This is a genomic window from Paraburkholderia gardini, from assembly GCF_907164575.1.
Classification (GTDB): Bacteria; Pseudomonadota; Gammaproteobacteria; order Burkholderiales; family Burkholderiaceae; genus Paraburkholderia; species Paraburkholderia gardini.
The window spans coordinates 90,992-102,271 of the sequence record NZ_CAJQYY010000025.1 but is presented as its reverse complement, the minus strand read 5'-3'; the positions used below and the strand labels follow the sequence as shown (position 1 = coordinate 102,271).

11 protein-coding genes and 1 pseudogene are annotated in these 11,280 nt (G+C 59.3%); 4 read left to right on the top strand and 8 right to left on the bottom strand.

What is annotated here, in order from left to right:
- The 6 genes and pseudogenes from LPA34_RS20255 to LPA34_RS20230 all read right to left on the bottom strand — a co-directional run.
- A pseudogene (locus LPA34_RS20255) lies at positions 1-85 on the bottom strand (zinc-binding alcohol dehydrogenase); the annotation flags it as partial.
- A 481-nt stretch (positions 86-566) separates the two neighbouring features.
- Positions 567-1,235, bottom strand: coding sequence for a TetR/AcrR family transcriptional regulator (locus LPA34_RS20250; RefSeq protein ID WP_228981498.1), 669 nt, complete (start codon positions 1,233-1,235; stop codon positions 567-569).
- A gap of 38 nt (positions 1,236-1,273) precedes the next feature.
- The gene (locus LPA34_RS20245) at positions 1,274-1,633 is read right to left on the bottom strand and encodes a DoxX family protein (protein WP_228981497.1); all 360 of its coding nucleotides are present in this window, start codon (positions 1,631-1,633) and stop codon (positions 1,274-1,276) included.
- Between the two features lie 12 nt (positions 1,634-1,645).
- Positions 1,646-2,584 (bottom strand): ABC transporter substrate-binding protein, encoded by a 939-nt coding sequence (locus LPA34_RS20240; RefSeq protein WP_228981496.1) that lies wholly within the window; start codon positions 2,582-2,584, stop codon positions 1,646-1,648.
- 41 nt (positions 2,585-2,625) lie between these two features.
- Positions 2,626-3,579, bottom strand: a complete 954-nt coding sequence (locus tag LPA34_RS20235) for a PDR/VanB family oxidoreductase (RefSeq protein WP_228981495.1) — start codon at positions 3,577-3,579, stop codon at positions 2,626-2,628.
- Positions 3,576-4,610, bottom strand: a complete 1,035-nt coding sequence (locus LPA34_RS20230; protein WP_228981494.1) for an aromatic ring-hydroxylating dioxygenase subunit alpha — start codon at positions 4,608-4,610, stop codon at positions 3,576-3,578. The genes LPA34_RS20235 and LPA34_RS20230 overlap by 4 nt, the downstream gene beginning before the upstream one ends.
- Before the next feature lie 150 nt (positions 4,611-4,760).
- Between LPA34_RS20230 and LPA34_RS20225 the strand changes: the two genes are divergently transcribed.
- From LPA34_RS20225 to LPA34_RS20215, 3 genes are read left to right on the top strand one after another with little or no spacing between them, the layout of a single operon-like run.
- Entirely contained in the window at positions 4,761-5,876 is a 1,116-nt protein-coding gene (locus LPA34_RS20225) for an alcohol dehydrogenase catalytic domain-containing protein (protein WP_228981493.1), read from the top strand.
- A gap of 19 nt (positions 5,877-5,895) precedes the next feature.
- Positions 5,896-6,585, top strand: a complete 690-nt coding sequence (locus tag LPA34_RS20220) for a 4-carboxy-4-hydroxy-2-oxoadipate aldolase/oxaloacetate decarboxylase (protein ID WP_228981492.1) — start codon at positions 5,896-5,898, stop codon at positions 6,583-6,585.
- Positions 6,560-7,120 (top strand): cupin domain-containing protein, encoded by a 561-nt coding sequence (locus tag LPA34_RS20215; protein ID WP_228981490.1) that lies wholly within the window; start codon positions 6,560-6,562, stop codon positions 7,118-7,120. The genes LPA34_RS20220 and LPA34_RS20215 overlap by 26 nt, the downstream gene beginning before the upstream one ends.
- A 63-nt stretch (positions 7,121-7,183) precedes the next feature.
- Here the strand turns inward: LPA34_RS20215 and LPA34_RS20210 are convergent, their stop codons facing one another.
- Together LPA34_RS20210 and LPA34_RS20205 are read right to left on the bottom strand one after the other, a co-directional pair.
- Positions 7,184-8,269, bottom strand: a complete 1,086-nt coding sequence (locus LPA34_RS20210; protein ID WP_228981488.1) for a porin — start codon at positions 8,267-8,269, stop codon at positions 7,184-7,186.
- Between the two features lie 291 nt (positions 8,270-8,560).
- On the bottom strand, positions 8,561-9,817 hold the full coding sequence (locus tag LPA34_RS20205; RefSeq protein ID WP_228981486.1) for an MFS transporter: 1,257 nt from the start codon (positions 9,815-9,817) through the stop codon (positions 8,561-8,563).
- A gap of 402 nt (positions 9,818-10,219) precedes the next feature.
- On the opposite strand from LPA34_RS20205, the gene LPA34_RS20200 reads away from it, so the two are divergent.
- A complete protein-coding gene (locus tag LPA34_RS20200) occupies positions 10,220-11,242 on the top strand; it encodes an amidohydrolase family protein (protein ID WP_228981484.1) in 1,023 nt (340 codons plus the stop codon).
- Positions 11,243-11,280 lie beyond the last annotated feature (38 nt).

The window sequence follows — 11,280 nt, the reverse complement described above, 5'->3', positions numbered from 1 at the left end:
CACCCGCGCGCGGCCCTTCCAGATCGACTTCCTCGATCGTCAGCGGTGCGCCCGCTTTCCATGCGATGGCTGCTTTGGTCTTCATGTTTTCTCGTCAAAGGTATAACCGGTGCTTCCGCAGAAGAACTCCTTTCCACGGCTACGATGTCACTGCTTTCAGCTGCGCGAGCAACGCGTCTTCGCTCCGTCGTATGTGACATATCGTCAATCACACTCGCGTCGCGCTCAATATTTAGATACCAAATGGTATTTGAAATCCATTTAGTATTCCATTTATATGTGCATAGGGGTTTCTACGGACATCAAGTTTCCCGAATGAAAATCGCGCGGGCAATCTGCCATCTGCGCGGCTTGAATCAGCTTAAATATTATTTAGGTATACATAACAACAAATGTTCATCTCGTCAGCAGACGTGTAGCGAAAACGCAAGCAAGAGGAAAGGAAAGCGGCAGCATCCTGCCGTCAAATGACGACCCACATAAAAAACGCCGCTGACCGCTTTAGGCGGCTGCGGCGTTTCGCGCGCGTATCGGGCAGAAACCAAGCCCCAAAGATAAGACGGCCTCTAACCAGCCGCCCGCTTCGGACGTGCTCCAGTTGGCCGCCGCTTGACAGGCGCTTGAACAACCGCATCTTTCGACACGCTGCTACGGACCTTTTTGCCAAACGCCTTGTGAAAACTGACGAGGACGAGCTTGACCATTTCGCCGGCAGTCGGGCCTGCCTTGTAACTCGAGGCTGCCCCGTAGGTCAGCTCCATGATGATGCCGCCCAGCGTTTCCGGATCGGCCGGTGCCTCACCCGGAGGAAACAGGTTCAGCAGGATCTCGCCGAGCCCAGCCCATTGCCGCCGGAACAGGTTCGAATGGCGCTCGCCAAACGTCTCATCGCGTCTGGCCCGCCGAAACAGTTCGAGCGCCAGCAAACCCCACGTCGGATCGACAGAGCGCTCATGCGACCACCTGCTGATCACCTCGATCATATGGATGGGATCTTTCGAGTCGCCGAGGATTCCCCCTATCTCCGCCACGTCCTGCTGCGAATGAGTCTCCAGCAGTTCGAGGACGATGTCTTCCTTGCTGTTGAAGTTCGAGTAGAACGCACCTTTACTAAAGCCCGCGTCTTCCGCGATCCGATCGACCGAGGCGCCTTCGTAGCCCTCCCGGGCTACAACCACCCTAGCCGAAGCCAATAGTTTTGCTCTGGTAAGAGCCCGGCTTTCCTGCCTCGACATGCGCGCCACTCATCCCCCTTGATTCGCGACAAGTTACGTTAACCTGATACAGACAACACACATGCGACCGCCCAGAATAGCATGTATTCCGGGCCCTGCTTTTGCCAGCGCCAATGAAACCCGTTGATTTTCAGCACGGCGAAGCTGGCTCCCGCAAGCACGATAACAGCGAGCGCCGCTGCGAATTTCGCGTGGAAATTCGCAGCCAGTCCGACGCCCGCAACGATCTCCAGAATGATAGTCGAAACGACAAAGCCACGCGGCGGATACAGTCCCGCTTTTGCAAAGGTTTGCGAGGCCGGCCCAATATTACGAATCTTTCCAACGCAGTGCGGGATGAACCATACGCCGCACAGGACGCGCAGCAAATCCAGCGGCTCGAAGAACATGACTGACATGACGCCCTCGCTTTAGTGAACGTTCGACTGGACTGCCTGCCTGGCCCATCGCGCATCGGAAGCTGCACGTGCCCGCTCTTTGTCGTCCACAGCAAGCAGTCCGGAAACAATCATCAGTTGCAGCGACTTTTCCAGCGCGTTGGCCGGGATCTCCAGCGAACGCGCAAACGCCGCTTTCTCCCGCATATAGTCGAGCGCTCGCTTCGAGTACGCTGCATCGGACTGCGTCACCTCCATCATGATGGGTATCAGCATCTCGTCGTTGCTGGTTTCATAGGTCATCGCGGTCGCCTCCGAGATTGCCACCAGCAGCGCCAGCATCGCCTGCGAGTTCGCTTCGAGCCAATCCAGCCGGCCGATCATCGTCGTAAATGCGATCTCCGGAATGCTGTCGCTGACCTCGCCGAGATCGCTATACCCGGCATCGATCGCGAGGAAATTGAACGGAGCCGGCTGAACAGCCGCGTCGATGGTCCCTTCTTGCAGCGCTTTCCAGCGCGGCTGATGCACGCCGACCACCGCGAACGAGTAGTCGCGCGGATATTCGACGCCATGCTGTGCGAGCATCTCACGCGTATACAGCGCCGTGCCTTCAGTGAGCGACGATGTACCGAGCACGGCGCCCTTCAGATCGGCGATGGTCTTGATCGACGATTTCGCCACGAGCGTAAGCGGCAGGCAGTTGCAGTTCGCGGCAATCAGCCTGAGCGTGCCGCCCGCCACGGCGTCAGCCAATGCGCCCTCCGGCGGCGTAATCGCGAGATCAGCCTCGCCCGAGCGTACTGCGGCCGTCGCCTTGTCGACGCTGCCGAGGCGCCGCAATTCCACGTCCAGACCCAGCCGCGAAAAGATGCCGTTGTCTCTGGCGACGAAGATCGGCAGCCAGTTGAAGCCGAGGGCGCCGCCCGCGAGGCTGATCTTGAAGCTCGCTTGTGATGTTGTACCCGTCATTTGAAGTCTCCTGATATATTAGAATTGGCCGGCAACGAAGCCTAAAGATCGAGAACCAGCTTCGCGCTGCGTGCGCGGGAACAGCAAGGGGTGAACTGGTTGTTCGCGGCGCGCTCCGCATCCGTGAGAAAGCTGTCACGGTGATCGGGTTCGCCTGAAAGGATCCGTGTCAGGCAGGTGCCGCACACGCCCTGTTCACAGGACACGGGAACATCGACCCCATGCCGGGCCAGCACCTCGACGACGGACTGATCCGCTGCAACGGTATAGGTGGCGCCTTCTAGTCCGATCTGCACTTCAAAGGCAGCGGCGTCCGGGTCATTCGAAGCCACGGGCGCCGCAAAGTATTCACGGTGAAGCTGTTCCGGCGGCCAGCCGCGCGCCGCCGCGCCGGACAGCACCCAGTCCATGAATCCCGACGGACCGCAAATGTACACGTGCACACCTACCTCAGGATTTCCCAGATCGCGATCCAGGTCCAGTCTCTGCTGAGCCGCGCCGTCGTCTAGATGCAGATGCGCATGGGGGCCGGTACCGCCACCTTGTATCCGATCGGTGAACGCCATCCTCGAGCAGTCTCTTGCACAGTAGTGCAAAACGAATTCTTTTCCGCCGCGGACCAGATATTCGGCCATGGCCAAAAGCGGCGTAATGCCGATTCCCCCTGCGACAAGCACGTATCGCCGTGCATCACGAACCAGCGGGAACAGGTTCCGCGGCGCGCCAATGCGAAGCCGGTCTCCCTCCTGCAGCGCGTGCATCGCAGCAGAGCCGCCCCTCGACTCGGGCTCGCGCAGCACGGCGATCAGATAGCGGCCTGCAGCAGTGGCTTCCGGGCAAAGCGAGTATTGCCGGATCACTCCTTCCCGCGGATGGACATCGACGTGCGCACCCGGCTCGAAGGGCGGCAACGCGGAGCCGTCAACCGCCGCGAGTTCAAGACTGCAGATACCGTCCGCTTCAACCCTGCGGCGCGATACGATTGTTTCGATCATGACCCGTTCTGTCCTTCGATGAGTTGCTGAAGAACGCGCCGCGCGCGCAGCGATGCGGAATCCGTCAGTAGCAGAACGGGCTTCAGCGATTCGAGCGATTGTCCGTCCATATACTGGGCCTGTGCCTCAATCATTGGACCGTCTTCAGTCTCGAAGGCCTTCTGCATATTCGCCTGCAGGCGAACGCTGAACTCCTCGTCCTCAAGCTTGAAGTCTCTCCCCCACTTCCAGAAGTAGTGACAGGTGTCCGCAGTCTCCGGCGTCACCAGATGCGCCTGGTACGATCGCGGGCCCTCCTCGGGAGACTGCCCCACGCGCGTCACGCCGATCTCCAGCCGCAGCGTAGAAGGCGCTTCCCAGCGGACGATCGACAGATGGTCGACGTGCGACGGCGCATTTTCTCCGTAGGCAAACGCGAACAACTGGCTGATCGGCTCATTAGGACGCCAGTTCCTCGCGATCACCGTATTGCCCGCCTGCTCCATCGAATATTGCGTGCGGCGGTTAAAACCTTCGTTCGCGAGGTACGGATGAAGAAACTCCGCATGGCTCAGATCCAGCAGGTTGTCCGACACCAACTGATAGTTGCCCTGAACCTTGATATAGCCCTGAACCGCGCGGTAGTTGGCGTGATCCTCGAACTCCCGCCAGCGGCGAATCGTGGACTCATCCACAGGCTGATCTCCCCACCAGAGCCACACGATCCCGTCGCGTTCCGCGAGCGGAAAGCTTTTCGCACACGCGGCTTTCGGAATCTTGCCTTCGCCGATGGGGTTGTGCACACAGGCCCCGTCCGGAGCGAAGCGCAAGCCGTGATACGGACAACGCAGATCGTCACCGAACACCTGCCCCTTGTGCAGCGGCGCAAACCGGTGCGGGCATCGATCGTACAAAGCGACCGCACGCCCCGAGGCACCTCGGTACAGCGCCATCGGTTCATCAAGCAGGCGCCGGAAAATGGGCGTCTCGCTCAGCTCCTCGCCCAATGCTGCCGCGTACCAGGCGTTTTTCAGAAAAGGACCCGATGTCATGGGGGTTGCCTCCGTATATATGTGTCGGGTGAGAGCGCCGCGATTCTTGCAACGCATTCGGATACTTAGTAGTATGTCAATACTCGCCGGAATGTCAAGCATTTGTACCGACGACCATCAATGTGATCCAGACAGACAACAGGAGACGAAATGCCGTCCAAGATGATGCGTGCTGCGCGAATGCACGCCGTCGGTCAGCCAATGCAGATCGATATGATCGAACGCCCGGTTCCGCAAGCCACTGACGTAGTCGTTGAAGTCAAGGCATGCGGGATGGTCCCCAACCTCGGAAACGTGCTCGCCAACTGGCCCGCCTGGTGCCCGCATCTGCCGCAGCCCGACCTGCCGGCGGTTTTCGGGCTGGACCCGGCAGGCGTCATCGTGGAGGTCGGCAGCCAGGTGGTGGGGCTTCAACCGGGAGATCGCGTCTACGTCAATCCGGTGCGGGCGTGCGGTTCGTGCCCGGCATGTCTGTCCGACAATCGTGTCGCCTGCGAGTACTTCGTATTTAATGGCTATTTCGGCTTTTCGAAAGAGAAATCGCAAACCATCTACGATCTCTATCCGCACGGTGGTTTCTGCGAATACATGGGGGCGCCCCAGAGCGCGATCATCAAGCTCGCCGACAACATGTCGTTCGAAGAGGCCGCACGCCTCGGCTACATGGGTACGGCCTATTCGGCCTTGCGCAAATTCGGTCACCTCGCGGGCAAGTCGCTGATCATCAACGGCGTGTCGGGCACGCTCGGCCTGAGCGCAACGCTGTTCGCACTGGCCATGGGCGCGAGCCGCATCTTCGGAACCGGCAGAAACCACACGTTGCTCGAGCGCGTGCGGGCACTCGCACCCAACCGGATCGAAGTTTTTTCGACTGAAGACGGCAGCATCAGCGACTGGGTCCGCACACGCACTGATGGTCATGGCGCCCATTTCATGGTGGACACGCTCGGCGCGGCCGTATCGCTGGATATATTCGATGATGCGATGCACGGCGTGGCTCGCGGCGGCACGATCGTCAACATCGGCGGAACCGTCGGCAAGCTGGCAATCGACATGAAGTGGCTGATGGACAACTCGATGAAACTCATCGGGTCGGCGTGGTTCACGTCAACCGAGGGATACGATATCGTCGAAATGTTGCGTTCGCAAACCATCGATCTGTCGATCCTGCAGCACGAAGTGGCGAAGCTCGACGACATCAACCGCGCGATTTCGGGTATCGGGGCGCGCCATGGCGGCTTCAGCAATTACGTGATCGTTCCTTGAGAACGTGAGGGAAACAGGCATGCCAATCGTAGTCACTAATACCCCCCGTACCGATCAGTCGGTCGTCGACGGCCTTGCGTCGCTCGGCGTGTCCACCGTGCACGAAGCACAGGGACGCACTGGACTTCTCTCGTCCTACATGCGGCCTATCTATCGCGGCGCACGAATCGCGGGCAACGCGCTTACATGCCAGGTGGCGCCGGGCGACAACTGGACGATCCACGTCGCAGTGGAACAGGCGAGGCCCGGCGACATACTGGTGGTTGCGCCGACATCGGTCTGTGAAGACGGCTACTTCGGCGACCTACTCGCGACGTCGCTTAAGGCTCATGGCGTTCGTGGCCTGATCATCGACGCCGGCGTACGCGACGTTGCATCGCTCACGGACATGCAGTTCCCCGTATGGTCGCGTTGCGTCAGCGCGCAAGGCACGGTCAAGCACACGCTCGGCAACGTGCAGGTACCCGTGGTCTGCGCCGGCGCATTGATCCATCCGGGCGACGTCCTGCTTGCGGATGACGACGGCGTCTGCGTCGTCCCCAGGACTCGGGCAACGCAGGTGCTCGATATCGCGTGTGCCCGCGAACGCGACGAGGCCATCAAGCGCGATCGATACGCAAACGGTGAACTCAGTATGGACATCAACAACATGCGGTCACAACTTGCCGAAGGAGGTCTTCAATATGTCGAATACAAAAGCCAGTTCTGAGATGCCGCGCCGGATCGTTACCGGCGTTCGTGGCGGCAAGTCAGTGGTCGTCAGCGACGGCCTCGTGCCGAACGCCCATCTCCATGCGGCAACGCCGGGCCTCGTCTCCGCGTTGGCGTGGGCGACGTCCAGCCACCCCGAACTGCCTGCCGGCCAGACAGACTCAGCTCATCCGGGGCTCGTGGTAACACCGGCGTACGGAGAAACACGTCTTCTGATCGTGAAGTTTCCCCCGGACAGCGTCATGGCCGCCCCCGGATTCGATCCTGCAGCAGCGGGAGAAGAATTTGCGACCCATCTGCCCGGGCTCGCGGAGTTGTTCGAACGGGACCACCCGGGCATGCATACGACTGAGTCGATCGACTACGATATCGTCGTCGACGGCGAGATCTGGCTCGAGCTCGACGATGGCCACCTGACCTACATGCGCGCCGGAGACATTGCGATTCAATGCGGAACCCGGCATGCCTGGCGTAACCACAGCGATCGCGTCACCACGATGGCCTTCATCCTGATCGGTGCTCGCCGCGCCTGATCGAACTGTTCTTGGCTCTGTCGGCACATCGGTTACCCGAATGTGCCGACAGCTCGTCTGACGTCAGAACATCGTCTTGATGCCAACTCGCCCAATGGCCTGCGAAGGCGAACCCGACGGTACGAACACGCCGTTGATCTGTGCCTGCGCACCGCTGTTGGCGCGCTGATACACCGCTTCCGCGTAGACGCCAGTGCGCTTCGAGAGCTGGTATGTCAACGCCGCGGTCAGCTGATGTGCGTGGTTGTTGTTCAGCTGTTCATTGCCCTTCATGTACATGTAGTCCGTCGTGAACGACCAGAACGGAGACGGCTGCCATGTCAGGCCGATCTGCCCCACATACGCCGCAGCACCGGTGAACTCGTTCTTTACCGTCGTCACCAGTCCGTTCACGGCTAGGGTGCTGAAGCTGTAGCGCAAACCGACTCCCCAGTTGGCGATCCGCACCTGCGGGCCGCCAGTTTCGATACCCGTGTAGCGTTGACTCGTATAGGCCGCTCCGCCGGACAATGAACTGCTGCGATACGTCAGGCCAAAGCTGTACGCGTTGTTGTTCGATATGCTTCCCGCAACGTTCCCAAACCCATACATCGCGCCAAACGTGAAGCCGCCGAACACAGGCGAGGTGTATTTCACCGAGTTGTCGATCGGCACCCCGTTCAGGCGGTCCCAGCTCATCGCGCCAGTTGGGTTGTTCGGAATCTGCAGGTTGTCGAACGGACCATTTCTGAAATTGTAGAACCCACCGCCATACAGCGTGCCATCGGTCCCGGTAAACAGCAACGCTTCCGACATGAAGTCATATTGTTCACCCAGCCTGATCGAGCCGAACCGGTCGTTCTGCAGTCCAACGTAAGCCTCCTGACCGAAGAACGTCTGCCCGGAAATGATGCTGCCCGTCCCGACATCGAACTGGTCAACGAGCTTGAAGATCACGCTCGTGCCGCCACCGATATCCTCGGTACCGCGGATACCGAAGAAATTCGGCGTATAAATCCCGTCGTCGAATTTAAGGCTGCCCTTACCACCCTCATTGCTCACGTAGCTCACACCGGCATCGATGAGGCCAAACAGCGTGACGCTACTCTGAGCCTGCGCATTCACAGCGACGGCGAGGCCGGCAACGACCAGAATCACATTCAACTTCATTTCATCTCCTGAATCTTTATGTTGGAACTTCAAAAACGAAAACTGCGTGGTGGACGTCGAGCGTGTTGTCGATTCGCTGTACTCTTTCGTTAGCTTCTTGCGCGTCGGCGTCTGCGAATTGATGCGGCATCCCATTCGCCTTGCGTTCAAAAAAGGCGCGCGGCATCAGCAGAATTCCAGCTAACTGCCTCGCGTCGTTCGACTGCGTGAAAGTCCCCCCAAGGGGTTTCCCGGTACGGTTTTAGCCTGCCACCTCGAACGTCTTCCCCGTTCGATCGATCCCCGGCCGGCCTACGCCACCCGTTGAGGATCCTCGCCCGAGGCAGCGGCGGCGTACCTGCGCCGAGGCGCCGTCTCGACGAGTGCCGCAGTCACGAACACACCGAGCACAAGGCCCACCAGTGCGAAGTCGAAAACGTGCGGCAAGCCGAAGTTCTGGGCGATGTAGCCCGCGATCGCTGGCGCCACACCGCCGCCGAAAATCTCGCCAATTCCGGACACCAGCCCAATCGTGGACGCTATGAGCCCCGCAGGCGCCGCTTCAGTCGCGATGGGGCCGCTCAGCAGGCTGAGCAGACCGATCGAGCACATCGAGATGCCGAACAGGAGCACGAACAGCATGGTGGGATTCGCACCGGTTCTGGCAAACAGGAACAGCAGTGCTGCAGCGCCCGCGAAAGCGCCGATGGCAGCGGCTTTGCGCCCGATATAATCGGAGATTCCGGACAGGGCGAACGAGCCGATGAAGCCGCCCCAACCAAGCGCGGATGCCACGAAACCCATGCTTTGGGTGTCGAGATGCAGTACCGCTACGAGGTACGAAGGCACCATCGCACCGATCACGAAGATGCCAGCCATCGCGCATAGCATTCCCAGCATGGCCACAATCACATTTCTGCTGCGGAACATGGCACGCCACTGGGTCTTCGGTCGATGCACGTGAAGGTTGGTTTCCTGCCTCTGCGGCCGGTCGTGCAGTACCTTTGCAATCAAGGCAGCCACGATCAGTCCCGGCAGCGCGGACACGAGAAACACCCAATGCCATGACGGCAAGACGCGAAGCAATTGAGTGGCAAGGATAGGTGCGATGCCCATGCCAAACAGCGAAAACGTGCTCATCTGCAACCCGAGGTTGAAACCTCGGCGCGACGGCAGCGATGCTTCGCCGGTGGCCGCTACACTGGCCGGCGTAAAGGCACCTTCTGCCACGCCCATGATGCCGCGGATCAGCAACAGGCTCAGATAGCCCGTAGCCATTCCGGAAAATCCTGACAGCAGCGAGAACGCAATCATTGTCCCGACCAGGATTCGCTTGCAGCCGATCCGGTCTGAGATCGGGCCGATCGCTATGGCCCAGACGCCCCACGCTATAGCCAGCACACCAATCAGATTGCCCAGTTGCTGGAAGTTCAAGCCCAGGTCCCGCATCATGTACGGAAACAGCGGCGCCACCATCCACCGGTCGAGCCCGACGAGGCCAAAGCCCAACGCAAGCAGGAACAGCGTCTTAAACTCATAGGCACGGTCGTGCCTTCCTGTCGAATCCATTTCCTTGTCTCCTCTTGTAATTTCTTAACGAAGTCTTTAAAACGCGCACGAATGGCGGCCATACCACTGAAAAAACTTATTTCGTCATCCTACTTTTTATTTCGAATCGCTTTCATTCAAAAACCTGTTCGAGCCAGCCTCAGCATTGCTTGAACCTGTCCTCGTCCAACCGGAAGTCCGCACCAATGGAGCGATTTGACAAAATTCAGATACCATATGGTATGCATAAACCTATCGGTATTCCACATCTGAAACGCAGGGGTTTTCCCGCATGGGGCGAAGCATGCGGGTTCGTCGCGTATTGACAGCCGCCCGCCGCTCTTAAATACTATCCGGTATCCAGAAACTATTAAGTATGCTTTCAGTCGGAACTGGACCCTTCACTCCCGGACGTCTCACGCCATGAACATCGACTGTCACTGCCATTACACGACGGAACCCGCGGCACACCATGCGTTTCGCGACGCACAGATAAAACATCTTCAGCACGGGCACGCGCACGCTCCTTCCTATTCCGATATCGGCAATGACGAGATCCGCGCTTCGATCGAACAGAATCAGCTACGGCTGATGAATGAGCGTGGCATCGACCTCACGCTTTTTTCCCCTCGCGCGGCAGGCATGGGACATCACATCGGCAACGAGCAAACGAGCCTCGCGTGGGCCCACGCCTGCAACGATCTGGTCGCGAGAATCGTGCATCTGTTTCCCGAGCAGTTCATCGGCGTATGCCAGCTCCCGCAGTCCCCGGGCGTACCGATCGAAAATTCGATCCAGGAACTGGAGCGCTGCGTTCTCGAACACGGTTTCGTCGGCTGTAATCTCAACCCGGATCCATCGGGCGGCCATTGGACGTCGCCCCCGTTGACGGATCGAGCGTGGTATCCGCTGTACGAAAAAATGATCGAACTCAACGTGCCGGCAATGATTCACGTCTCAGGCTCCTGCAACGCCTGCTTTCATACCACCGGTGCGCATTACATCAATGCGGATACCACCGCATTCATGCAGTTGCTGCAGGCGGACCTGTTCGGCGACTTCCCTGAGTTGCGATTTGTCATCCCTCACGGCGGCGGCGCGGTCCCGTATCACTGGGGACGCTACCGGGGTCTCGCCGACATGCTGAAAAAGCCCGATCTGCGTCGGCATCTCATGAACAACGTCTTCTTCGATACATGCGTTTACCACCAGCCCGGCATCGACCTGCTGCTCGAGGTCGTCGGTGTGGACAACGTGTTGTTCGGTTCGGAGATGATGGGCGCGGTACGGGGAATCGATCCGGAAACCGGTTTTCCGTTCGACGACACGCGGCGATACATCAACGCAACCGCGCTCTCGACCGAGGACAGGCAAAAAGTATGCGAAACGAACGCACGACGTGTCTATCCGCGACTCGACGCGAAGCTCAAGGCGTGGGGACTGTAGCGACCTGCGCACACATATGGGAAAACCCCTAACCGCCA